Source organism: Hymenobacter sp. YC55 (genome assembly GCF_029433095.1).
Classification (GTDB): Bacteria; Bacteroidota; Bacteroidia; order Cytophagales; family Hymenobacteraceae; genus Hymenobacter.
In genome coordinates, this window is the sequence record NZ_JARNTX010000001.1 from 397,092 (window position 1) to 420,543 (window position 23,452).

18 protein-coding genes and 1 tRNA gene are annotated in these 23,452 nt (G+C 54.4%); 10 read left to right on the forward strand and 9 right to left on the reverse strand.

Translation table 11 applies throughout. The features are described from left to right. Positions 1 to 108 precede the first annotated feature (108 nt). Both P1X16_RS01755 and P1X16_RS01760 read left to right on the forward strand, forming a co-directional pair. Positions 109 to 1,437, forward strand: a complete 1,329-nt coding sequence (locus P1X16_RS01755) for a cytochrome ubiquinol oxidase subunit I (RefSeq protein WP_277225821.1) — start codon at positions 109 to 111, stop codon at positions 1,435 to 1,437. A 41-nt stretch (positions 1,438 to 1,478) separates the two neighbouring features. Further along, complete coding sequence (locus P1X16_RS01760) at positions 1,479 to 2,507, forward strand: cytochrome d ubiquinol oxidase subunit II (protein ID WP_346771227.1); 1,029 nt, start codon at positions 1,479 to 1,481, stop codon at positions 2,505 to 2,507. 7 nt (positions 2,508 to 2,514) lie between these two features. Here the strand turns inward: P1X16_RS01760 and P1X16_RS01765 are convergent, their stop codons facing one another. Both P1X16_RS01765 and typA read right to left on the reverse strand, forming a co-directional pair. After that, complete coding sequence (locus tag P1X16_RS01765) at positions 2,515 to 3,261, reverse strand: DUF2071 domain-containing protein (protein ID WP_277225823.1); 747 nt, start codon at positions 3,259 to 3,261, stop codon at positions 2,515 to 2,517. A gap of 154 nt (positions 3,262 to 3,415) precedes the next feature. Then, complete coding sequence (typA, locus tag P1X16_RS01770) at positions 3,416 to 5,224, reverse strand: translational GTPase TypA (protein WP_277225824.1); 1,809 nt, start codon at positions 5,222 to 5,224, stop codon at positions 3,416 to 3,418. A 187-nt stretch (positions 5,225 to 5,411) separates the two neighbouring features. Between typA and msrB the strand changes: the two genes are divergently transcribed. From msrB to P1X16_RS01785, 3 genes are all read left to right on the forward strand, one after another. After that, positions 5,412 to 5,981 (forward strand): peptide-methionine (R)-S-oxide reductase MsrB, encoded by a 570-nt coding sequence (msrB, locus tag P1X16_RS01775; RefSeq protein WP_277225825.1) that lies wholly within the window; start codon positions 5,412 to 5,414, stop codon positions 5,979 to 5,981. Positions 5,982 to 6,097: 116 nt separating this feature from the next. Then, positions 6,098 to 6,892 (forward strand): DUF3050 domain-containing protein, encoded by a 795-nt coding sequence (locus P1X16_RS01780; protein WP_277225827.1) that lies wholly within the window; start codon positions 6,098 to 6,100, stop codon positions 6,890 to 6,892. Positions 6,893 to 7,026: 134 nt separating this feature from the next. Next, positions 7,027 to 7,377, forward strand: coding sequence for a hypothetical protein (locus tag P1X16_RS01785; RefSeq protein WP_277225829.1), 351 nt, complete (start codon positions 7,027 to 7,029; stop codon positions 7,375 to 7,377). 116 nt (positions 7,378 to 7,493) lie between these two features. Here P1X16_RS01785 and P1X16_RS01790 read toward each other — a convergent pair whose 3' ends face one another. Beyond that, a complete protein-coding gene (locus tag P1X16_RS01790; protein WP_277225831.1) occupies positions 7,494 to 8,114 on the reverse strand; it encodes a hypothetical protein in 621 nt (206 codons plus the stop codon). Between the two features lie 220 nt (positions 8,115 to 8,334). On the opposite strand from P1X16_RS01790, the gene metG reads away from it, so the two are divergent. Next, on the forward strand, positions 8,335 to 10,380 hold the full coding sequence (gene metG / locus P1X16_RS01795) for a methionine--tRNA ligase (RefSeq protein ID WP_277225833.1): 2,046 nt from the start codon (positions 8,335 to 8,337) through the stop codon (positions 10,378 to 10,380). A 93-nt stretch (positions 10,381 to 10,473) separates the two neighbouring features. Here metG and P1X16_RS01800 read toward each other — a convergent pair whose 3' ends face one another. The 3 genes from P1X16_RS01800 to P1X16_RS01810 all read right to left on the reverse strand — a co-directional run bounded on the left by P1X16_RS01800 (position 10,474) and on the right by P1X16_RS01810 (position 12,309). After that, positions 10,474 to 10,905: a hypothetical protein gene (locus tag P1X16_RS01800; protein WP_277225834.1), complete on the reverse strand. Its 432-nt coding sequence runs from the start codon at positions 10,903 to 10,905 to the stop codon at positions 10,474 to 10,476. A gap of 44 nt (positions 10,906 to 10,949) precedes the next feature. Further along, entirely contained in the window at positions 10,950 to 11,513 is a 564-nt protein-coding gene (pth, locus tag P1X16_RS01805; RefSeq protein WP_277225836.1) for an aminoacyl-tRNA hydrolase, read from the reverse strand. Positions 11,514 to 11,736: 223 nt separating this feature from the next. Beyond that, a complete protein-coding gene (locus tag P1X16_RS01810; RefSeq protein ID WP_277225838.1) occupies positions 11,737 to 12,309 on the reverse strand; it encodes a 50S ribosomal protein L25/general stress protein Ctc in 573 nt (190 codons plus the stop codon). 240 nt (positions 12,310 to 12,549) lie between these two features. On the opposite strand from P1X16_RS01810, the gene P1X16_RS01815 reads away from it, so the two are divergent. Next, positions 12,550 to 14,418 (forward strand): CocE/NonD family hydrolase, encoded by a 1,869-nt coding sequence (locus P1X16_RS01815; RefSeq protein WP_277229428.1) that lies wholly within the window; start codon positions 12,550 to 12,552, stop codon positions 14,416 to 14,418. A 73-nt stretch (positions 14,419 to 14,491) separates the two neighbouring features. Here the strand turns inward: P1X16_RS01815 and P1X16_RS01820 are convergent, their stop codons facing one another. Then, a complete protein-coding gene (locus tag P1X16_RS01820; RefSeq protein ID WP_277225840.1) occupies positions 14,492 to 15,421 on the reverse strand; it encodes a ribose-phosphate pyrophosphokinase in 930 nt (309 codons plus the stop codon). A 162-nt stretch (positions 15,422 to 15,583) separates the two neighbouring features. Then, a tRNA-Gln gene (locus P1X16_RS01825) sits at positions 15,584 to 15,656 on the reverse strand. A 279-nt stretch (positions 15,657 to 15,935) separates the two neighbouring features. Between P1X16_RS01825 and atpD the strand changes: the two genes are divergently transcribed. Together atpD and atpC are read left to right on the forward strand one after the other, a co-directional pair. Then, a complete protein-coding gene (gene atpD, locus P1X16_RS01830) occupies positions 15,936 to 17,441 on the forward strand; it encodes a F0F1 ATP synthase subunit beta (RefSeq protein ID WP_277225842.1) in 1,506 nt (501 codons plus the stop codon). Positions 17,442 to 17,520: 79 nt separating this feature from the next. Continuing rightward, entirely contained in the window at positions 17,521 to 17,766 is a 246-nt protein-coding gene (gene atpC, locus P1X16_RS01835; RefSeq protein WP_245122152.1) for an ATP synthase F1 subunit epsilon, read from the forward strand. Between the two features lie 112 nt (positions 17,767 to 17,878). Here atpC and P1X16_RS01840 read toward each other — a convergent pair whose 3' ends face one another. Then, entirely contained in the window at positions 17,879 to 21,628 is a 3,750-nt protein-coding gene (locus P1X16_RS01840) for a PKD domain-containing protein (protein ID WP_277225845.1), read from the reverse strand. Between the two features lie 448 nt (positions 21,629 to 22,076). On the opposite strand from P1X16_RS01840, the gene P1X16_RS01845 reads away from it, so the two are divergent. After that, positions 22,077 to 23,303 (forward strand): PLP-dependent aspartate aminotransferase family protein, encoded by a 1,227-nt coding sequence (locus P1X16_RS01845; protein WP_277225848.1) that lies wholly within the window; start codon positions 22,077 to 22,079, stop codon positions 23,301 to 23,303. Positions 23,304 to 23,452 lie beyond the last annotated feature (149 nt).

The window sequence follows — 23,452 nt, forward strand, 5'->3', positions numbered from 1 at the left end:
TTGGATAGTACCTTCGGGGTGTTGTAAGAGTAGGCCGTGCCTGAAGGCAGGCGTCGGCTGTTGCCACCGCCCACGAGGCGGCGGTTCACGCGCTAAATACTCCGTACGATGGACGATTTCATTGCTGCCCGGTCGCAAATGGCGTTATCCCTGGGCTTCCACATCATCTTTTCGTGTATCGGGATGGTGATGCCGTTTTTCATGGCGGTTTCGCACTTCCAATGGCTTCGCAGCGGCGACCCCAACTATAAAAACCTAACCAAAGCCTGGAGCAAAGGAGTAGCTATTTTCTTTGCTACCGGGGCCGTTTCGGGTACTGTGCTGTCGTTTGAGTTAGGGTTGCTTTGGCCGAAGTTCATGGAGCACGCCGGCCCAATTTTCGGGATGCCGTTTTCCTTGGAAGGCACGGCGTTCTTTATTGAAGCTATTGCGCTCGGCTTTTTCCTGTATGGTTGGGGCCGGTTTCACCCGTGGTTTCATTGGTTTACGGGCGTGGTCGTGGGTTTAAGCGGCTTGGCCTCCGGTATTCTGGTGGTAGCCGCCAATGCCTGGATGAACAGCCCCGCCGGGTTCGATTACGTGAACGGGCAGTACACAAACATTGACCCGATGCGCGCTATGTTCAACGATGCGTGGCTGTCGCAGGCCATTCATATGTCGTTGGCGGCGTTTGCGGCCACCGGCTTTGCGGTAGCCGGCGTGCACGCCCTCATGATTTTGAAGCGCCGCAACGTGCAGTTCCATACCCGCGCTTTCCGGATTGCGGCTTTGTTTGCAGCCGTAGCGGCCGTGCTTCAACCCCTGAGTGGTGACTTTTCGGCCAAAGATGTAGCCCGCCGCCAACCAGCCAAGCTGGCCGCTATGGAGGCTCACTTTCACACCGAGAAACGCGCCTCGTTGGTACTAGGCGGCTTGCCCGATGAGAAAGGCAAAAAAGTGGATTACGCTGTTAAAATACCGGGTATGCTGAGCTTCTTGGCGCACGGCAACTTCGAGCAGGAAGTCACCGGCCTCGATAAGATTCCGGTGGCCGACCAACCGCCCGTGCTGGTGCCGCACTTGGCGTTTCAGCTTATGGTTGGACTTGGTATGGGCATGGTGGCACTGTCCGGAATCTACTTTCTGGCGATTTGGCGCAAAAAGCAATGGCTGCGCAGCGAGTGGCTCCTAAAGCTCTTTGTGGCTGCTACGCCCGCCGGCTTTATTGCCGTGGAAGCCGGCTGGACCGTAACCGAAGTCGGCCGCCAGCCTTGGATCATCAACGGGGTGATGCGCACCGCCGACGCCGTGACGCCGATGCCCGGCATTGCCTACTCGTTCTACCTGTTCTCGGCCGTGTACGTGTCGTTGAGCTTGGTGGTGATTTTCCTGCTCTACCGCCAGATAAAAATGGTGCCCGAACTCTACGACCGGCCTGCGCAACTCGTCGCAGCCTAGCTGTACTGCTCCTTTCCCTGACGTTTTAATGCCTTTGCTTTATGATGCAATACGTCGTCATTACCTACCTGTGCCTGTCTATTTTGCTGTACCTGCTGCTAGGCGGCGCCGACTTTGGGGCGGGCATCATGGAGCTGTTTACGCGCAGCAAAAACCGCAGTGCCGCCCGCCAAACTATGTCCCATGCCATTGGGCCGATTTGGGAGGCCAACCACATGTGGCTCATCATTGCCGTCGTGATACTATTCGTGGGTTTTCCGCGCATCTACAGCGTGATGTCGGTCTACTTGCACATCCCGCTACTGGTTATGCTCATGGGCATTATAGCCCGGGGCACGGCCTTCGTGTTTCGGCATTATGATGCCGTGAAGGACCAGATGCAGCGGCTTTACAACCGCATTTTTGCACTATCTAGCGCCATTACGCCGTTTTTCTTGGGTGTTATTGCGGCTAGCGTTCTAGCTGGAAACATCAATTTTGAAACAACGGATTTTTTATCTGCTTACGTCTATAGCTGGTTGCATTGGTTTGCGGTGGCCGTCGGCGTTTTCACGGTGGCTTTGTGCGGCTACCTAGCCAGCGTCTACAGCATAGGGGAGGCCCATACGGAGGTTGATAAGCGGTACTTTATCCGCAAGACGCGCACCATGACGCTTATTGCCTTTGCGGCAGGCGGACTGGTGTTTCTGGCTGCCCATATAGATGGAGTTCCGCTTTGGCAGTGGATTTTCGGCAATGTGATAGGCACTACGGCCGTGGTATTAGCAACCATTTCGCTTGGAGTGCTAGCCTATGCTGTCAATCAAGGCTGGACGATTTTGCCGCGCCTCTTGGCCGGTTTCCAAGTAACCATGATTCTGCTGGCCATTGGCTACTGGCATTTCCCGGATTTTATTGTGGTGCAAAATGGCGCTAACCTTTCACTGCTCAACAGCCAAGCGCCTCTTGCCACCATAAATGCGCTGGGCTGGGCCCTGCTGATCGGTAGCCTTTTTATTCTGCCCGCCCTGTACTACCTCTACTACAGCTTCCAGCGAGATGCCGAAGAGGTAGCCGAGGCAGTGCATTAATCTTGCCTTATACCCGCCGTAGCTCCTTCACCCACACTTCCAGAGGCTCTGCTGCATAAAGCAAAGGCTCCCCAATAGGAGTTGGCAGGCCATGCGCTTCTACCAGTGTCGATTCCCACTCACTTAGTGTGGCTTCCCGCAGTGTCCAAGGCTCATGGTAGAGTTGGCCACGCCACAGGTTGGGGCCCTGTATATCTTGTAGCAGATTAGGCCCCGCCGTGTACAGAAAATACCGTTCGGTCAGAAAGTGCGCTAGGGTACCTGACTGCGCCGGTGGCAACAACTTGCCTGGCGTCCAGGTAGCGGCGAAGGTGGCTGGCGCCGCGCCCGGGTGAGTGCGTTTTGCCACGGCCCGAAAAGCACCGTCTGTTTCCCGAAGGCTGATGCGGGCGTGCAAGTAGGGGAGGTGAAACATCGTCCGGGCCGCCCATACCCCTAATGGGTTAGTAGCATCAAGAGATAGAAACCACACGCCCGGCACGCCATTCAGGCGGGCATAGGTGCGTACATTCAACTCGTGCAAATGGTTAAGGCCCGGCACGGCAGGTAAGCCAAGCGGCCGGATGCCACTCATAGTAAAAGGTACCACGCCTAACCACGCCTGCCCCTCGAATAAGTCTAGCTCCAGCCGCTCCGGCAAATACGACCGCAACAACTCCGGCTCCACTGGCCAATGGGCAAATAGCAACTCACTCCACCGCTGCCGCATCAAAGAAAATCGAGGACGGGTAGGGATAGAAGAATTAGTGGTCATGTGTGGATGTAAAGCAGAAATGAGTACTGGACCTGCTCAGTGAGAAGATAGGTGCTGCTACAACACACGAAGGGGTAAATCGTCCTTTTATGTATAAAGCAAAAAAGGGGGACAGCCATCGGCTGTCCCCCTTTCCAAACTAAAGAACTAGAAACTAGTCTACTTTCTTGGCGTAACGCAGACGCTCATTTTCGTCAAGTAGGATCTTACGCATCCGCACCGACTTTGGCGTTACTTCTAGGTACTCATCCTTCTGGATGTATTCCATAGCTTCTTCCAACGAGAACTGACGCTTGGGCACGATCTTCACGTTTTCATCCGAGCCCGAAGCGCGCATGTTGGTGAGCTTCTTGCCTTTCTGGATGTTGATAGTCAAGTCGTTGGGGCGGGTGTGCTCACCGATAACCTGGCCAGCGTATACTTCCTCGCCTGGATCAACGAAGAACTCGCCGCGGTCCTGCATCTTGTCGATGGTGTAGGCCGTGCCAGCACCCGTATCCATCGAAATCAGCGAACCAGAAATACGACCGGGAATTACGCCTTTGTAGGGCTCGTAGGCCGAGAAGCGGTGGTTCATGATGGCCTCACCAGCAGTAGCTGTCAGCACGTTATTACGCAGACCGATCAAGCCACGAGCTGGAATGTTGAACTCCAAATGCTGCAAGTCGCCTTTTGGCTCCATGATGGTTAGCTCGCCTTTGCGCATCGTCACCAATTCAATCACCTTACCGGCAGTTTCCTCGGGTACGTCTACTACCAAGTGCTCCACTGGCTCCAGGCGGTTGCCGTTTTCGTCTTCTTTGAACAGAACCTGAGGCTGACCAACCTGCAACTCGAACCCTTCGCGACGCATGGTCTCGATGAGTACCGACAAGTGAAGAATACCGCGGCCGTACACCAAGAACGTGTCTTCCTTATCGGTTTCCTTTACGCGCAGCGCCAAGTTTTTCTCGGTCTCTTTGAACAGACGGTCACGCAGGTGACGTGAGGTCACGAACTTACCTTCCTTACCAAAGAACGGTGAGTTGTTGATGGTGAACAGCATGTTCATCGTCGGCTCGTCGATGCTGATGGTAGCCAACCCTTCAGGGTTTTCAGCATCCGCCAGCGTATCACCGATTTCGAAGCCTTCGATACCCGTTACGGCGCAGATTTCGCCGGAGCTAACCTCCGAAACCTTGTTTTTGCCGAGGCCTTCAAAAACCTGCAGTTCTTTGATTTTTACTTTCTTGATGGTGCCATCACGCTTTACCAAGCTCATGTTGGAGCCTTCGCGTAGCGTGCCACGGTGTACACGGCCAATGGCGATACGGCCCACAAACGACGAGTAGTCGAGCGAGGTAACCTGCATCTGGGGCGTGCCTTCCAAGGTAGGAGCAGCCGGGATAGAAGCCACTACAGCATCTAGAAGCGGGATGATGCTGTCGGTCTTTACTTTCCAGTCGGTGCTCATCCAACCTTGCTTGCTCGAACCGTAGAGCGTCACGAAGTCCAGCTGGTCTTCGGTAGCACCAAGGTTGAACATGAGGTCGAACACTTGCTCGTGCACCTCATCAGGGCGGCAGTTTTCTTTATCAACTTTGTTGACAACCACAATGGGCTTCAACCCCAAGTCGATGGCCTTACCCAGTACGAAGCGCGTCTGGGGCATGGCACCTTCGAAGGCATCGACGAGCAGCAATACGCCGTCGGCCATCTTCAATACGCGCTCCACTTCCCCGCCGAAGTCGGCGTGACCAGGAGTGTCGATAATGTTGATTTTTACGTCTTTATAGCGAACCGAAACGTTCTTCGAAACGATGGTGATGCCCCGCTCACGCTCCAGGTCGTTGTTGTCGAGGATTAGGTCGTCGAACTGCTGGTGGTCGTCGAAAAGCTTCGAGGCATGGATGATCTTGTCCACGAGCGTCGTCTTGCCGTGGTCAACGTGCGCAATGATTGCGATATTCCGGATGTTCTGCATACAATGGGTTTTCCGGGTGCAAAGGTAAGTAATTTCGATGGCAAAAGCCCGTCCAATCAAAAAGTTAACTTACTGAGACAGAAACGGCGCCGATGCCCGCGAACCGAACGTATAGCTGCCCGCGTATGTTCCCTTGGAAGCCGGACACTACCGCCCGGCCCACTACAACTCTTATCTGCTTCAGCACATGCGCTCTTCCCTTCTGTTTCTGCTCGTGTCAGCCCTGACCCTGAACTCGGCTTGTTCGCAGAAAAAAAACGGTGGCCCCGGCACCAACGCCGCCAATCAAACTCCTGCAGTTGCCGTGAAGGCAGTAAGTTCCAAGTATCCTAGCCCCAAGGTTGTAACGGGCAAACCCGACGAGTTTCCGGTGCGCAAAACCGATGCGGAGTGGAAAAAGCAGCTCACGCCTGCGCAGTACTTTATTCTGCGCCAGCAAGGCACCGAGCGGCCTTTCGTCAATAAATACGCCGACAACCACGAAAAAGGCAACTACTACTGCGCCGCCGACCATAACCTGCTGTTCTCTTCCGAAACCAAGTTCGAATCGGGTACGGGCTGGCCAAGCTTCTGGGCTCCGGCCACCGAAAACAGCTTGAAAGTAACTGCCGACAACAGCTACGGCATGAGCCGCGACGAACTGGTGTGCGCCAAGTGCGGTGGGCACCTCGGCCACGTCTTCAATGACGGCCCCAAGCCCACTGGCCAGCGCTACTGCATGGATTCCGACGGTATGGTGTTCGAAAAAGCCAAGTAAAGAGCTCAACAGCCTGTAATTTTGTAGCGGCCCATTGGCAATCCAAGCCAATGGGCCGCTTCGTTTGTTGTTGAGGCGGAATTCATTCTGCCATCAGCTTTTTCCCTTGTTTACATATGCCAACCCAAGTTCAAGATCCTATCCTTCATCTGCAGCAACAACTAGCGCCGGCCCGCGCGCAACTGGTGGCACACGATGTGTACCACGCGTTACATTCGCTGGAAGATTTGCAGGTATTCATGCAGCACCACGTGTTTGCGGTATGGGATTTTATGTCGCTGCTGAAAGCCTTACAGCGCGACCTTACCTGCACCACTGTGCCATGGGTGCCGCGCGGTAACCCCGCCACGCGCCGCCTCATCAACGAAATCGTGTTGGAAGAAGAAACCGATGTCGACCAGCAGGGGCAACCGGCTAGCCACTTCGAAATGTATTTGCGTTCGATGGAAGAGTGCGGCGCCGATACAGCTCCCATGCACCGGATGCTAGGGGCGCTAGCCGTGGGCGAGTCGATGGAGAAAGCGCTGGAAATAGCAGGTGCGCCCCAATCGGTGAAGCGTTTCGTGTTGGCTACTTTCAAGGTTATTGATTCCGGTGACACCCACGCCATTGCGGCGGCCTTCACCTTCGGCCGCGAAGACGTAATTCCTGATATGTTCCGCCACCTCGTTCGGGACTTGCGCGAGCGGTTTCCAAGCCAACTCGACACCTTCACCTACTACCTCGACCGGCACATTCAACTCGATGAGGAAGTACATACGCCTCTGGCCCAGCAGATGGTGCGCGAACTGTGCGGCACCGATGCCAAACGGTGGCAGGAATGCCAAGAAGTAGCCGCCAACTGCATGCAAGCCCGAGTGGAACTTTGGGACGGAATTCGGGCGGTTTTGTCGCAGCCGGTAACTCGATAAGGGATGCTTTCTGAGCGCCAGTGTTGAGGTGAAAATAGTAGAGCTAATTATCCGTTAGAGCTTCAACCTGCCCACCACTTAGTGCGTTGATAGCAAGGCCGCGTCCTCTCTGGCGCGGCCTTATTTTTTGTCTCATGAAAAAGCTTGACTCGCGCCTTTTTATTGCTGCGCTGTTGATAAGTTCCAGCGGCTTGACTACGGCCTGCTTTACCTCGGAAAGCGCTGCCGAGGTAGACCGACCGACTCTACCCAACCAAATCACGACGGATGCCGAGCGGCAAGCCGCCTATAACAGCGGTGCTGGCTACGGTGGCTCCGTGCCCGACGCTACGCCCGGCCGCGTCCGTTTGGGCGAGCAAGCCAGCGGTATCAACTCGCGCAAACGCCCCGAAAGCCTAAACACCAACGACCCCAATACGACTACCAACGAAACTCGCCTGCGCCGGCTCAACGGTGGCATAGTTGACACCATACGGCGCCCGTAAGCTTACACGTTTACAGAATGTGGTTATAGCAAAATGTATACGAATGGGCTTCATGCAAAACGGCCCGCTGCTCCTACACAGGAAGCAGCGGGCCGTTTGTAGTTGTGTGTTGAACGTTATTGACCGTCTACCGCAATAGGGCTGGTGTTTGCTACTTCGGCTGTAGTGGTTGCCTTGGGAGCAGCGGGAGTTGCAGGCCGGCTGCGGCGTGGAGTAGTAGGCTTAGCAGCCGCCTTGATGGCTGGCCGAGCAGCGGGCGTAGCTTTTGGCGTAGTAGGAGCAGGCTGTGCTTTGCTGCTGGCGGTTTTGGGCTTGGAACTCGAATTTGTTTTAGTGGCAATTGCCGCTGGCTCCGTAGAAATGCTGTCGGAGGCGGCGGAAGTATTGGCGTCCTGGTGGCGTACGATGGTGTGCAAGGCCTGCTCGAACAAGCGGGTTGTATCAACATCGAGGCGCTGCATGGCATCTTTCACCACCTCTTTCAATTTGTCTTTCGTTTCTTTGCGAATGCGCTTTACCACTTCGTCCATGCGCTGGTCTAGCTCTTTTTGCAGTTGCTTGGCTGCTAGCTTCAACGTTTTCTTCTGATTGGTCTTCTTATCCGCACTGGAATCTGAAATAGTCTCCGTGGCACGAGCAGCTTTTTCTGCTTTGCGCTGCGCTTTTTCTTCCGGAGTTTTTTTGGTGGAATCTTTCTTAGCCTTTTTCTCAGGCTGTTCTTGTTCAGACTTTTTCATCGGAGAGGAAGTGTGGATGAGGGTTTTTCAGCGGAACACGCAGGAGCAACAACAGTTGAGCTGCCCAAATATAGAAGAAATTACGTCCAGCTTTTGTTGTAGCTACATTCCTTCCTGTTCTCTGTCAACTCATTAGGTCGGTAATTGTAGCCGCGCACGCTAGCTCCGATTTTTCTTTCTCCACCTCTCGGTTCTCCTCCAGTTTATTTCCTTTTCTCGAATGCAATCTGATCCTCAACGCTATACCGTCACGGCGGCGCTGCCTTATGCCAACGGTCCGGTGCACATCGGCCACTTAGCGGGCGTGTACTTACCAGCTGATATTTATGTCCGTTACCTGCGCGCTGCGGGCCGCGACGTGAAGTTCATTTGCGGCTCCGATGAGCACGGTGTACCGATTACTATTCGGGCCCAAAAAGAAGGCGTGACGCCGCAGCAAGTAGTCGATAAATACCACGCCATCATCCGGGACTCGTTCCAGGAGTTCGGGGTTTCGTTTGATATCTACTCCCGCACTTCTTCCCGCACGCACAGTGAAGTAGCCAGCGGCTTTTTCAAGAAACTTTACGAGGAAAACAAATTCATCGAGCAGGTTTCGCAGCAGTACTACGACGAGAAAGCCGAGCAGTTCTTGGCCGACCGCTACATTGTAGGTACCTGCCCCAACTGCGGCAATGAAAACGCCTACGGCGACCAGTGCGAGCGGTGCGGCTCCTCGCTCAGCCCCACTGAGCTAATCAACCCGCATTCTATGCTCTCGGGCAACCAGCCCGTACTGCGCGATACCAAGCACTGGTACCTGCCCCTCGACCAGTACGAACCTTGGTTGCGCGAGTGGATTGTGGAAGGCCACAAGCAGGACTGGAAAACCAACGTGTACGGGCAGTGCAAGTCATGGATTGACCAGGGCCTGCACCCGCGCGCTGTTACGCGCGACCTAGACTGGGGCGTACCCGTGCCCGTAGCTGGCGCTGAAGGCAAGGTGCTCTACGTGTGGTTTGATGCACCGATTGGCTACATCTCAGCTACCAAAGACCTGCTGCCCGACACCTGGGAAACCTATTGGAAAGACGCGGGTACCAAGCTGGTGCACTTCATTGGCAAAGACAACATCGTGTTCCACTGCATCATCTTTCCCGCGATGCTCAAGGCCCACGGAGACTATATCCTGCCCGATAACGTACCAGCCAACGAGTTCCTGAATCTGGAAGGCGACAAAATCAGCACTTCCCGCAACTGGGCCGTGTGGCTGCATGAGTACCTGCAAGATTTCCCCGGCAAAGCCGATGTGCTGCGCTACGTGCTCTGCGCCAACGCCCCCGAAACCAAGGACAACGACTTCACCTGGAAGGATTTCCAAGCCCGCAACAACAACGAGCTGGTAGCCAACCTCGGCAACTTCGTAAACCGTGCTGTGGTGCTAACTCATAAGTTTTTCCAAGGCCAGGTTCCAACTCGTGGCTCGCTCACCACGCAGGACGAAGAGGTGTTTGCGCAGCTCGCCGAGTTTCCGGCCCGTATTGGCGAGTTGATTGACAACTACCGTTTCCGCGACGCGCTGAACGAGTTGATGAACCTGACCCGACTCGGCAACAAGTACTTGGCCGACACCGAGCCTTGGAAGCTCATCAAAACCGATGAGGCGCGTACTGGTACTGTACTACACGTTGCCTTGCAGTTGGCCGCTAGCTTAGTAACCCTGCTCGAACCGTTCCTGCCTACTTCTGCCGCCAGACTAGGCGACATGTTGAACGTAGAGAAAGGCGCTTGGCAGCAAGCTGGCCGCCCCGATGCCCTGGCGGCTGGTCACCAAATCAAGGAAGCTGCCCTGCTCTTCGACAAAATCGAGGATGCTACGGTGGATACGCAGGTGCAAAAGCTGCTGGATACCAAAAAGGCCAACGAGTTAGCCAACGCCGTAGCCGCGCCCGCCAAAGAAGACATCAGCTTCGAGGAGTTCCAGCGCATGGATTTGCGCGTGGGCACCATCGTAGCCGCCGAAAAGGTGGCGAAAACCAAAAAGCTGCTCAAACTCACTGTTGACTTGGGCCTTGCTGAGCCGCGTACCATTGTGAGCGGTATCGCCGAGCACTTCATTCCCGAAGCATTGATAGGCCAGCAAGTACAGGTGCTACTCAACCTCGCGCCCCGCGAAATCAAAGGCATTCAAAGCCAAGGCATGCTGCTGATGGCCGAAAACGCCGATGGTTCATTGGCGCTGATGCAGCCCGGCCACGCCGTCGTGCCCGGCAGTAGTATTGCGTAAGGCGCTACCGTTTTCGGTAAAAGCAAAAGGCCCGCTCCTACTTATTAGGAGCGGGCCTTTTGCTGTATGTCGGTTTGCGGGTGAGCTGGGAGTCTATATACCCTTGCAGTTGGCGCAGTCATCGGACTTGGTGATGCGCTGCAGGTGCGTTCTGGCATAGTCTGCTGGCGCTAGGCCCATGTTGTAGCCCATGATGTCGGTTTGTACGAAGTAGGTTTCGCCGGCTTTCGCCGCAAACCGCAGGACACTATCGGTTTTTAGAGGCCACACAAAGAAGCCGCTGATATGCGAACGAAGTGTAACCATGCCAGCTGGTACCGTGGTAATCATGTAGCGTCCCTTCCCCAATCGGCACAGTTCGCGCGTGTCATTGAAGAAATCGTAATTAACGTTCCAGCTGAAAAGCTTATTGGGGCGGTACACCACTACGGTCGCCGTAGCTGCCGACTGTGCCGTCGCCGCAACTGCTGAGAGCAGCACAACACCCAATACAACCACAAAGCAACGCAATAGCTTAGTTTTCATAGTTGAGGAACGAGTTAATTGCCTCGACTAATATACACATTTAACTATTTCGTATTCACTACGTTCATAGCGCGTTCCAGCCCAAGTGTACCAAAGGCCAGTAGTGCCTCGGCTGCCTTCTCGATATGGGTAGGCAAATCAATTCGCTCATCGGGCGTAAACGGGTTAAGCACGTAGTCCACCTGGCGGCCTTTCGGAAAGTTGGCGTCCACGCCGAAGCGGAGCCGGGCATACTCGTCACTGCCAATGCTTTCCTGGATGCTCTTCAAGCCATTGTGGCCGCCCGCCGAGCCTTTGCCCTTCAGCCGTAGCTTCCCGTAGGGGAGGGCCAAATCGTCGGTCACTACCACCATACTTTCTTTTTCGAGCTTGAGGCTGGAGAGGTAGTGCGCCGCTGCTTTACCGCTCAGATTCATATAGGTGGTCGGCTTCACGAGCACGAAGGTTTTGCCTTTGTGCTTGATTTCCGTTGTGAAGGCGTGGCGTCCTAACTCGAAGCGCGCCTCGTGTTTCGTTGCCAGATAGTCAGCCACCATAAACCCGATATTGTGGCGGGTGTCAGCATATTCCGGCCCGATGTTGCCGAGGGCGAGAACCAAGTATTTCATAGAAGCACGAATTGAACAGATTGGTCGGATTACACAGGTCTTATGGCCATTACCCACTCCTTCGGATGCAAAGATGCAGCATGAAAAGCATTAGAAGATTGAGAATGACCTGAAAGACGAGTTACAAAAAAAGCCGTCCTGCGGGCAGGACGGCTTTTTGCACTGGACAACTGGCGGGTTCCACGAAATCGTGTAATCCAGCTTAGCTGTCTTAATTCGCGGTTTACTTCTCGCCTTGCATCTGGCCCTTCAGTGCACGTGGGATAGCCACGGTAGCAATAGGAGCTTGTGCGTTGGTGAGAATGGTGAAGCCGTTAGCAGCTACTTTGCTCACTTTGATAGACTTACCAAGACCGAGGTCGGAGATGTCAACTTCTACGTAGTCGGGCAGGTTTTCGGGGGTAGCCTTTACTTTCAGCTTACGCAGCTTGCTAACCAACTTGCCACCAGCCAGTACGCCCGGCGAAACACCTACGTACTTCACTGGAACATCCATTTTCACTTCTTTGCCGTCAGCCAACTCCAGGAAGTCAACGTGCAGCAGCATTTCGTTTACGGGGTGGAACTGCGCATCCTGTACAATGGCGCGGTAGTGCGTACCCTCCACGTTCAAGTCCACAACGTGAACTTCGGGAGTGTACAGCAATTCGCGGAAGAGGATAGCGGGGGCCGTGAAATGGACCTGCTCAGCGCCACCGTACAATACGCACGGCACGTACGACTCAAGGCGAACTGCCTTGGAATCCTTCTTACCGAGATTCGCTCTTTTAAACCCTACAATCTCGAGGCTTTTCATAAAGATGTGTTTTTGAAGAAAATAACCACCTGCCCAAGTGGCAAACGGGCCGCAAAGATAGACAATCAATAGTATAGTTGCTATGCCCGCTCAATTATTAAAGTGTCTGTCTAGCACTGTGCCATTAGAAAATTGTCCGGGGAAGCGCGTTCTTTGGTTAACATCATCCTGCACGGTCTGCATTCACCTCACTTAACCGACCACTATATGAAAACAACTGCTTTACTGTCTTGGCTGCTAATGCTTTGTTGCGCGCCCTTGTTCGCCCAAACCGCCAATCAACCCAATTACGCGCAGGAGCACTACACCAAAGAGGAAGTATACGTGACCATGCGCGACGGTGTGAAGCTGTTCACGGTTATCTACACGCCCAAGGATGCTGCCGCCGGCAAGAAGTACCCCATCATGATGCAGCGGACGTGCTACAGCGTGGCGCCTTACGGGGCCAATAAGTTTCCGGCCCGCCTAGGCCCTTCCGAAACCATGATGAAGCAAGGCTACATTTTTGTGTATCAGGATGTGCGTGGCCGCTGGAAGAGCGAAGGCACCTGGACGAACATGACGCCCGTTATCGATAAAAAGAAAAGCAAGAAAGACGTAGACGAAGGCTCCGACACCTTCGATACCATTGATTGGCTGGTCAAGAAGGTGGCCAACAATAACGGTCGGGTAGGGCAGTGGGGCATTTCGTACCCCGGTTTCTATACCGCCGCCGGTATTCTGTCCGACCACCCGGCCCTGAAAGCCTCTTCCCCGCAGGCCCCAGTATCCGACTTCTTCTTCGACGACTTCCACCACAATGGCGCCTTCCTCGAGTCGTACATCTTCACGTATCCGGTGTTTGGCGTACAGAAACAGGACACCACCAGCAAAGCTTGGTACAGCGCCCAAAACATTAAAGCCAACACCAAGGACGGCTACCAGTTCCTGCTGGATTTAGGTCCGCTCAAGAATGCCGATAAGTACTACGCCAACAACTTCTTCTGGCAGGAAACCGTCAACCACCCCAATTACGACGAGTTCTGGCAGAAGCGCGGCCTACCCGAGCACTATACCTCCGGCATAAAACCCGCTGTAATGACCGTCGGCGGCTGGTTTGATGCCGAAGACCTCCGCGGCCCGCTGGCTATCTATAAAACCATCGAGAAGAAAAGCCCAAGCACCTACAATACGCTGGTGATGGGACCTTTCGGCCACGGCCGCTGGTCGCGCGAAACCGGGCACACCCTACACAGCAACGTGTACTTCGGCGACAGTATTGCTACGTTTTATCAGCGCAACATCGAGGCGAGGTTCTTCGCCCACTTCCTGAAAGGCAGCGGCGACAAAAACTCGGGCCTCCCCGAGGCCTACATGTTTGATACAGGCAAAAAGCAGTGGGAGACGTTCCCGAAGTGGCCGGCTACCGAAGCCACGCACCTAAAAATGTATTTAAGCGCCGACGGCAAGCTGGAAAAGCAGCCGGCTGCCACTCCAGGCACCAAGAGCTTCGTTAGCGACCCACTCAAGCCCGTGCCCTACACCGAGGATCTGACAACTACCATGGGCTTCACACCCTTCAATTACATGAGCGAAGACCAGCGTTTCGCTGGCCGCCGCCCCGATGTGCTCGTATACCAAACCGACGTGCTAACCGATGACGTGACGCTCGGCGGCGAAATCATGGCCAACCTCAAAGTAGCCACCTCCGGCACTGATGCTGACTGGGTGGTGAAGCTCATCGACGTGTACCCGCCCGACGAGCCAAACCACGACTACATGCCCAACAAGAACGTGATTCTCAGTAACTACCAACAGATGGTACGCTCCGAAGTGATGCCGGCTCGTTTCCGCAACAGCTTCGAGAAGCCCGAGCCCATGGTAGCTAACCAGAAAACCGACGTAAACTTCCGATTGCAGGATGTGCTACACACCTTCAAGAAGGGGCACCGCATCATGGTGCAGGTGCAGAGCACATGGTTTCCATTCATTGCCCGCAACCCGCAGAAATTCGTTGAAAACCCCTACAAGGCCAACGAGAGCGACTACATTCAGGCAACTCACACCGTGCACGGCGATAGTTTCATTGATGTAGAAGTGCTGCCCGCTTCCAAGCAGCCGGTACCTTAAGTTTCAGCCTAACAAACGAAAAGAGCCGCCCAACATGAAGTTGAGCGGCTCTTTTCGTTTGTTAGGCTGAAACTTAAATGAACAGCGAGCTAATCGATTCGTGGGTAACTACGTTGCGGATGGCGTTGGCAAAGAGGTTGGCCACCGAGATAACCCGGATTTTGTCGTTGTCTTCCTTCAGCGGAATAGTGTCGGTGATTACCAGCTCTTCCAGCGCCGAATTGCGGATACGCTCGTGAGCAGGACCACTGAGCAAACCGTGCGTAATAACCGCCCGCACCGATTTGGCACCGCGCTCCATCAAAAGCTCGGCTGCTTTGCAGATGGTGCCCGCCGTATCTACAATGTCGTCGACGAGTACCACGTTCATCCCCGTCACGTCGCCGATAACTTGCATGGAAGCAATTTCATTGGCCCGCAGGCGCATTTTGTCGCAGACTACGATTTCGGCCCCGAATTTCTTGGCAAAAGCCCGGGTCCGAACCACGCCGCCTACGTCAGGCGAAGCGAAGATGAGGTCATCGAGGTCCAGCGACTTTATGTAAGGGGCCGTAACGGTCGCGCCGTCGAGGTGGTCAACGGGAATATCGAAGAAGCCTTGGATCTGACCGGCGTGGAGGTCGCAGGTCATGAGGCGGTCGGCGCCTACACTCTGAATCATGTTGGCCACGACTTTGGCCCCAATGCTCACGCGCGGCTTGTCTTTGCGGTCCTGCCGGGCATAGCCCATGTACGGCATTACAATGTTCACCTTGTACGCCGAAGCTCGCTTGGCCGCGTCCACCATCAGGGCCAGTTCCATTAGGTTTTCGGCGGGTGGAGTGGTGCTTTGAATCAGGAACACGGCACAGCCGCGCACACTCTCGTTGAAGCTCGGACCAAGTTCAGTGTCCGCGAAGCGCTGAATACTAAGATCTCCGAGCGGTTGCCCATATGCTTCTGCTATCCTCTGCGCTAGCGCATTTGAAGCGTTTCCTGCGAAAATTTTTACCTGCTGTGCCATAGGATGTTTAGAAAGTAGGAACCAGAATTCAACAAGTGAGGCAAATGGAGCAGCGAAGAAGCAGCGCAGTAGCTAATGATCCAAAAGACAGCCGAAATAAAAAAGCGAAAGGCGCTAACTCTTCGGGGAGAAGAATCAGCGCCTTTCGCTTTACTTAGTCGGTTGTCCGACCAGGGCTCGAACCTGGACTTTCTTGAATCAAAATCAAGCGTGTTGCCAGTTACACCATCGGACAATTTCCCTGCGGTTACCAAGAGAGGTATGCCGTTTGGGTGTGCAAATGTACTAGGGCTTTTTTTCAAGGCAAACTTTCGCCGAGAAATTTTTTCAGAAAATTTAGCTGGCCCACTCAAGCAAAGGCCTTTTTTAGGGCCTGAGTGGCTGATTTTCAGGCTGCCAGGGGTAGTAGCCGATTAAGTGAATTTTCGTTGAGGTGGCGCCTTGGCAAAGCGGGGATTAAGCCGTAGTTTTGCGGCCTGAATAACGTTGCCTCACTACCTATTAAAGAACCGCAATGGCGAATACCGGCAAAATCACCCAGGTTATTGGTCCCGTCGTGGACGTGAGCTTCGCGGGTGAAAACGCAAAGCTTCCCAATATTCTCGACGCCCTCGAAGTTACAAAAGACAACGGCCAGGTGGTAATCCTGGAGTGTCAGCAACACCTGGGCGAAGACCGTGTGCGTACCATCGCCATGGATTCAACTGAAGGCCTGACCCGTGGCGCCCTAGTGCGTGACCTCGGCGCTCCCATGTCGATGCCAACCGGCGACGGCGTGAAAGGCCGCCTCTTCAACGTAATCGGTCAAGCCATCGACGGCATTCCGCAGCCCAAGAGCGAAGGTGGTTTGCCTATTCACCGGCAGCCGCCACCCTTCGAGGATCTGGCTACCTCGTCGGAAATCCTGTTTACGGGTATCAAAGTAATCGACCTGCTCGCTCCCTATGTAAAGGGTGGTAAAATTGGTTTGTTTGGTGGTGCCGGAGTAGGCAAAACCGTACTGATCATGGAGCTGGTAAACAACATCGCCAAGGCCTACGAAGGTCTGTCGGTGTTTGCTGGTGTGGGTGAGCGTACCCGCGAGGGCAACGACTTGCTCCGTGAATTTATCGAGTCCGACATCATTAAGTATGGTGAGGAGTTCAAGCACTCGATGGAAGCTGGTGGCTGGGACCTGACCAAGGTTGACCAGAACGAGCTGCTGAAGTCGCAGGCTACCCTGGTGTTCGGCCAAATGAACGAGCCCCCCGGAGCCCGCGCCCGCGTGGCCCTGTCGGGTCTGACGATTGCCGAGAACTTCCGCGACGGCGACGGTTCCGGTGCCGGCCGCGACATCCTGTTCTTCATCGACAACATCTTCCGCTTCACGCAGGCCGGTTCCGAAGTATCGGCTCTGTTGGGCCGGATGCCATCGGCCGTAGGATACCAGCCTACGCTGGCCACCGAAATGGGTGCCATGCAGGAGCGTATCACTTCAACCAAGCGCGGTTCTATCACGTCGGTACAGGCCGTATATGTGCCTGCTGACGACTTAACTGACCCAGCTCCAGCGAACACCTTTGCTCACTTGGACGCTACTACGGTACTAAGCCGTAAGATTGCCGAGCTTGGCATCTATCCAGCCGTTGACCCACTGGACTCCACGTCGCGTATCCTTTCGGCCGACGTACTTGGCGACGAGCACTACAACACGGCCCAGCGCGTGAAAGAGATTCTGCAGCGCTACAAAGAACTGCAGGACATCATCGCCATCTTGGGTATGGACGAATTGAGCGAAGAAGATAAGCTGACCGTATCGCGCGCCCGTCGCGTGCAGCGCTTCTTGTCGCAGCCCTTCTTCGTGGCTGAGCAGTTCACTGGTCTCGCCGGTGTGCTGGTTGACATCAAGGACACCATCAAAGGCTTCAACGCCATCATTGACGGTACCTACGACCACCTGCCCGAGGCCGCCTTCAACTTGGTAGGTACCATTGAAGACGCCATTGCCAAAGGTGAGCGACTGATTGCCGAAGCGAAGTAATTTGGTTGTTGATTGTTGAGAGCCGGGCGTTACTCGTTTGGCTTTCAACAATCAGCTTTCAACAATCAACATTCAATCCATGCATTTAGAAATCATCACGCCGGACCGGAAAGTATTTGAAGGCGAGGTTACGTCGGCTCAGTTTCCGGGTGCTGATGGGTTGTTCGAGGTTCTCAACAACCACGCACCGCTTATCTCGGCTCTGAAGGAAGGTGACGTAGTGCTGAACAGCGCCACGGGCCGTGCTTCCTTTCACATCGAAGGCGGCGTGGTAGAAGTGCTGCGTAATAACGTAATCGTGCTGGCCGAAGGCGCTTCAGCATAGTTTTAAAAGTCTCAAATTAAAAGCAACTGGTTTCATACACCGCTTGCTTAGAAACAAAAAGAGCCCGCTAGCATTGCTAGCGGGCTCTTTTTAGTTGTTAGCTGTTGCTGGCTTATTGAACCAGTACACGGCGCGAGAACTGCTGACCATCGGCTGTTTGGCACAGGACGGTGTAGAGGCCAGGCGCTAGAGTTACGGGCAGCGTACGGTGGAGCGAGGCGTTGCCGCTCAGCGTCCATTGTGTCTGCCAGCTTACGCGGCCCACTGCATCAACCAGGCGGATAGATGCTGCTCCGGCAACCTGAGGCAATTGAAGCGTTAGGGTAGCACCATTGGACAAAGGGTTGGGATACGCCAACAAACTAGGCGAATCGGCCTGGGTGCGGGCGGAAAGTACGCCGCTGTTGTCAACCCGCACGTTGGTTAGGTACAGGTTGTTGCCATACTGATTGAAGGCTATGAACCGGAGATATACCTGCTGGTTGGCGAAGGCCGCCAAATCCACATTCTCTTGCCGCCACTGATTAGCGGCAGTAGGCGTGAAGTAGGCATCCCGCGGGGTAGTAGTTGGTAATCCGGTAAGAGCAGATTTCAGATAGGCTCGGCCCAAACGAACGTTCGTGCATGCTGCAAACACATCGACGGCCAATGAGTCGTTGCCCGAAGCCGCATCAACAATAGGCGCGTAGGCTAAATCGAAGCGCAGCGTAGCTTGCGTTTGGGCGCGCAAATCCAGCAGTGGCGACTGCAAAGAGTCACGCTGTCCAACAGTGCTATACGGGCCGAAAGGCAAAGCTAGAGCAGGACCAGCAGTGCCGTCTTTGCGCGTTACACTTGGCGCATACGACCAAGTAATGCCATTGTCTGGGTTGAATACGGCCCATGTAGCCGGTAAACCGCTCTGAAACGTTTCGGCGTATGGCAGCGCCGCACCTGCCTGAATAACTACGCTCCGGGTCGAGGTGTTGGAGCCATTAGCATTCGTGGCCGTGAGCGTAACTGTATAGGTGCCAGCCGCAGCAAACGTAACCGTTGGGTTAAGCTCGGTGCTGGTAGCCGGCGAGCCGCCCGCGAATGTCCAAGCGTAGGTAGTGGTGCAGCGCGTATTGGTCGATTGGTTTAGGAACGTGACGGGCGTGCCCGGGCAAAGGGGCGTACGTGGCCGCACAGTAAAGCCAGCCACGGGTACTTCTGCCGAAACTACCACCGCGCCAGGTACCGTACGCGTAGCAGTGCCGTTGGCCGTGGTAATCGTCAGAGTAACATCGTAGCTGCCAGCAGTAGCATACGTCACCGCGGGGTTGGCAATAGTGCTGGTGGACGGATTGCCGCCCGGGAAGCTCCAAGCGTAGGCCGTAGGCGTACCGAACAGCGTAGTGCTTTCAAACTGCACCGTTGAGCCTGGGCAAATAGGATTGGCAGGCGAAGTGGAAGTGGAAAACAAGGGTACCGGAGCCTGATTTGCAACCGGACCGGTTATAGCTACGTCGTCGAAGGCGCGCCCACCGCGTTGGGTGGTTGCAGTAGCATCGACGCGGGTGCTGCCAAAACGTTGGAACCGGATGCGGACATCAGGGCCTAGCGTTAGGTTGTTTGCCGAAGCAAGCGCGCTGAGGTCGACAGTAACGGTCTGGTAGTTGGTAGTAGCCGCTGTGCCTGTTAGGTCAGCCACGCGGTACCACGTGACGCCGCCGTCTACGCTCATGGCTACACCATCGGTGTTGCTGGTACCGGTGAAGGTGACCGGCATTTGGTTGTCTATTTCACCCGTAAACTTTTTGTGCCGGAAAGTAAGATTCCAGCCGCCGGTAGGCGTAGCCAATAGGTTTAGGCGCAAGGTAGCTTCGCTAGTGCCGCTGCCGATGTTGTAATATGGGAAGAAGCCATCCTGTACTAATTGACCTGGAGCTGACGCAGGATTGAAGTCACTGCGCACCAAGGAACGAGCACCATTCCGGTCCGTTAGTTCCCAAGCCCGAGCTAAGCCAGGAGGCCCATCAAACGTTTCGATGAAGGGGCCTACTATTGGCGTGGCCGGACCGAAAATAGCATTGTAGGCATTGATGAGACCAGCACCAGTGAAATTATCGAAGCCAGCAGGACCTAAGTCGCGCGCCGTGTTTTGCAAGCGTATTTTCAACTGCGCCTGGGTTAGGTTCGGCTCGGCCTGCCATACCAAAGCTGCCACGGCTGCCGCGTTGGGAGCCGCTGCCGAGGTACCAAAGAACAGAAAGCCATCCTGGGGGTCAGGCAAGGCAGACCCGGAAAAGAACGTGGTGCTAACGCCATCAACAGAGGTAATATCTGGTTTGGGACGGGTGCTTGGCGTGGGCAGAGGCGTACCATCCGGCGCGAATAGTATGGTAGGGGAGCCAATGGAAGAGAAGCTTTCCGGAACCAGCCGACTGTAGGAAGGGGTAGCGGCTACGGCCTGGGCGCTCAGCGAAGCAGCGTGCCCAATGATGGTGCCACTACCAGTGAAATATTCCCGGGGCGGGTTGCCTTCAAAAAATACGTACTTCAAACGCGCCGGGTCGGCGGTACCCGACCGGCGCCGAATCACCAAGTCGTAAAGGGTGATGGTATCGGACGATACGTTGTTGAAGGTAAATACTTCTACTGGCGTCTGGTTAAGCGTGTTGTTGGTGGCTTGGCGCGCAACGGTATCCCCATTGGCACGCAGCAAATACATATCTAAGTCGGTTCGAACCCCGGCCGTGGTATAGAATGGGTCGCTCCACTGCAAGGCCACCCGCAAAGACTGACGTTTGGCAATGCGGAAGCGCTGACGCGTGTCGGAGGGGCTGCCAGTCGGAGCGAAGTTGAGGTCGGCGGAACCGGCAGTAGTAGGCAGAAATGCGGGGCTAATGTATTCCGACGACAAATTGGCTTGGTTGCCGGCCGATGAGTAATAGGCTACGCCGCGCTGGGTGGTAACTTCCTCTACTGCCTGCGCAATCACGCCGTCCTGAAACATGGGCTCCGCAAAATAGAAAACGTCATCAACGATGACTTTGCAGTTGCCCCGTGCCGGGTCAGCTAAGGCGCGTATGTTGTTGGCAAACCCACCTTCGCCAGTGAAAGCCGTAGCAAAAGACAAAGGAGCTCCTGGAGCAATGTCGTAGATGAGCTGCACCATGGCGCGTCCTTCATCAGAACCCTGGCCGGTATTCAAGTCCTGAATCACCTGTACGTTGGCTGGCAAGTCGCCGGAGGCCACGTCGGCCGCAGCACCTGAAAGATTGTTATAGGAGTCGCTAAGCACGCCCACGCGTACTCCCTGGCCATTGTAGCTGGTAGGCCGGGCCCCCCGTACGCGGTTGGCTTCCAAGATGTAGTCGGCTTGGTTTAGTACCCGGCCAGCGCGTTGTTCGGGCTGCAATACGGGCAATACGCCTAGTAGCCCACGCTTGTCGAGTGTACTCAAGCCATCTGAACCCGGTGCTAGCTGTGTAATCGGCAAATACCCCTCTACGAAGTGTAGCCGCGGAAAGGAGCTAACTACTTGGAAGCCTCTGGAGGTTAATTGAGGCAACAATGCGCTTACGTCTTCAGCCGTAATGCGCACCATTACCGACGGAGTTGAGCTAGCCGCTGCGCCGCGTTGCGCTGCGCCTGTTGCAGGCGTCAGCGTTAGTCCAGCAAACTCGCTTTGTAGCTGCTGAGGCGAGTTGAGCGCCCGTGAGCGTTGATAAAGCTGCTGCAAATCGCCGGCAATCCGTGACTTAGGATCGGCGCGAAAGTTAGGATTGGGCACTGCGCTTGTTCGGGCAGCTTTGCGTAGTGGCAGTTGCGGTCCGTCTTGCGCCAGCGTGGAGCTAGCACTCAGGAGCGCAAGCGCTAATAAGTAGATCTTTTGCATTACACAGAATGGGTATGTGAAAAAAAGACAGTCATATATAAAAAATTGAAGGGAAGAGTCGCTGTTTTAAGTCAATAGCGGAGGCAACTGAAAGTAGTAAAATATTGGAAAAAATTAAAATAATAGTTTTAAAGCTCAATTGCTCCCTACAAAAACATTCCTTATGTAGGATAAAAACTATATTAAATCGATATAATTTTATAAAGCACTGCAATCAAATGCACCTAAGCTTTCAATAAACTTTGCATACCATATTCAGCTACAAAGTCGACTGGCTGCATGAGCACCCGCGTGTCCAGAATTGGTGAGTAGTAGCTTAAAAGCTGATAGTAGACCTAGAGTTTGTTGGCTAGCCGCGCGCCCAGTCTAGCACTGGTAATTGTGAAAAGACTTAATGTGAAAAAAGGAGAATAGCTGTGGAAATAAGCTATTCACTGTAGCTTGCACTGTGCACGACGCGGCCTACTCAGATTGTGGCTCCGGTGCCACGCCAAGTACGCATCATCACGAAGCCCTCAAGTTTCCGTCTTACATGCATATCACGCCCAAAATCACCCCGATATATCAAACTTCGGTTTTCAAGTTTGAGGACCTCAACGACTTGGAGCTGTACTTCGGGGAGCCCGGCAGCCGCTACATGTACTCACGCAACGGCAACCCTAATTCCGATGAGCTGGCCGATGCAGTGAATTTGCTGGAGAATGGGGCGGGCGCAATAGCTACGGGCTCTGGAATGGCCGCCATCTTCGCAGCTATCATGACGTACTGCGCTGCCGACGACCACGTGCTGTGCGCTGCTGATATCTACGGTGGCTCTTCGGCGCTGCTAAACTTGGAGCTAAATCGGCTTGGTATTGCCGTCACTTACGTGCCTTTCGAGGCGCTTGGCGGGGACCTGACGCCTTATTTGCAGCCTCGCACACGGTTATTGCTCTGTGAAACACTCAGCAACCCGCTGTTGCGCGTGGTGGACTTGCGTGCCACTGCCGAGGCTTGCCATGTCTGTGGGTTGAAGCTGGTGGTCGATAATACGTTTGCCACTCCTATACTTACGCGCCCTTTCGAGTACGAAGTTGATCTGGTAATCCATAGCGTGACCAAATACATTTCCGGCCATTCGGATGTGACGGCTGGAGTGGTTGTGACGCGTGTTGAGGAGGATGCAGCCCGGCTCAAGCAGATCGGTATGCTGTTTGGCCTTACGCTTAGCCCCATGGAAAGCTGGCTGGCAGTACGTGGCCTTAAGACGCTACGCCTGCGAATGGAAGCACACTGCCGCAATGCAGAAGCTATTGCCCGCTTTTTAGAGCAACAGCCAACGGTCAGAGCGGTGCACTACCCTGGTTTACACGAGCACCCGCAGCACCAGTTGGCTGCCGCGCAAGGTCGCCAGTTGTTCGGCGGCATGTTGTCTTTCCAGTTAGAGGATGAAGTCGAAGTAGTAAATCAATTTATGCGAGCCACGAAGCGGTTTCCTTTTGCGCCTTCTCTAGCCGGAGTAGACTCCTCCTTGTCGTATCCGCTTGGAACTTCGCACCGGTCGCTTACGCCTCAACAGCAGGTAGACTTAGGTATAACCGTTGGCCTAGTACGCTTATCAGTGGGCATCGAACCAGTAGAGGAATTAGTAACTGATTTAGAGCAAGCCTTCGCAACTGTAGCCCACCTAGTCTAGCCAATTCTAACTGGCTAAAAGCATACTATCTGCAAAAATCTTGTACTGCATCATGATGCTTTTGTGCTCTTAAAACTAGTGAATGAACTTTATGTACTAAGTTGTCTGACTTTGTACTGAATTTATCATCTGAAGGAGACAAATTCTCT

What these genes read in the sequence shown, in the direction of transcription:
- P1X16_RS01755 (WP_277225821.1), top strand. Translation starts at nt 109, where the DNA reads ATGGACGATTTCATTGCTGCCCGGTCGCAAATGGCGTTATCCCTGGGC.
- P1X16_RS01760 (WP_346771227.1), top strand. Translation starts at nt 1,479, where the DNA reads ATGATGCAATACGTCGTCATTACCTACCTGTGCCTGTCTATTTTGCTG.
- P1X16_RS01765 (WP_277225823.1), bottom strand. Translation starts at nt 3,261, where the DNA reads ATGACCACTAATTCTTCTATCCCTACCCGTCCTCGATTTTCTTTGATG.
- typA (WP_277225824.1), bottom strand. Translation starts at nt 5,224, where the DNA reads ATGCAGAACATCCGGAATATCGCAATCATTGCGCACGTTGACCACGGC.
- msrB (WP_277225825.1), top strand. Translation starts at nt 5,412, where the DNA reads ATGCGCTCTTCCCTTCTGTTTCTGCTCGTGTCAGCCCTGACCCTGAAC.
- P1X16_RS01780 (WP_277225827.1), top strand. Translation starts at nt 6,098, where the DNA reads ATGCCAACCCAAGTTCAAGATCCTATCCTTCATCTGCAGCAACAACTA.
- P1X16_RS01785 (WP_277225829.1), top strand. Translation starts at nt 7,027, where the DNA reads ATGAAAAAGCTTGACTCGCGCCTTTTTATTGCTGCGCTGTTGATAAGT.
- P1X16_RS01790 (WP_277225831.1), bottom strand. Translation starts at nt 8,114, where the DNA reads ATGAAAAAGTCTGAACAAGAACAGCCTGAGAAAAAGGCTAAGAAAGAT.
- metG (WP_277225833.1), top strand. Translation starts at nt 8,335, where the DNA reads ATGCAATCTGATCCTCAACGCTATACCGTCACGGCGGCGCTGCCTTAT.
- P1X16_RS01800 (WP_277225834.1), bottom strand. Translation starts at nt 10,905, where the DNA reads ATGAAAACTAAGCTATTGCGTTGCTTTGTGGTTGTATTGGGTGTTGTG.
- pth (WP_277225836.1), bottom strand. Translation starts at nt 11,513, where the DNA reads ATGAAATACTTGGTTCTCGCCCTCGGCAACATCGGGCCGGAATATGCT.
- P1X16_RS01810 (WP_277225838.1), bottom strand. Translation starts at nt 12,309, where the DNA reads ATGAAAAGCCTCGAGATTGTAGGGTTTAAAAGAGCGAATCTCGGTAAG.
- P1X16_RS01815 (WP_277229428.1), top strand. Translation starts at nt 12,550, where the DNA reads ATGCTTTGTTGCGCGCCCTTGTTCGCCCAAACCGCCAATCAACCCAAT.
- P1X16_RS01820 (WP_277225840.1), bottom strand. Translation starts at nt 15,421, where the DNA reads ATGGCACAGCAGGTAAAAATTTTCGCAGGAAACGCTTCAAATGCGCTA.
- atpD (WP_277225842.1), top strand. Translation starts at nt 15,936, where the DNA reads ATGGCGAATACCGGCAAAATCACCCAGGTTATTGGTCCCGTCGTGGAC.
- atpC (WP_245122152.1), top strand. Translation starts at nt 17,521, where the DNA reads ATGCATTTAGAAATCATCACGCCGGACCGGAAAGTATTTGAAGGCGAG.
- P1X16_RS01840 (WP_277225845.1), bottom strand. Translation starts at nt 21,628, where the DNA reads ATGCAAAAGATCTACTTATTAGCGCTTGCGCTCCTGAGTGCTAGCTCC.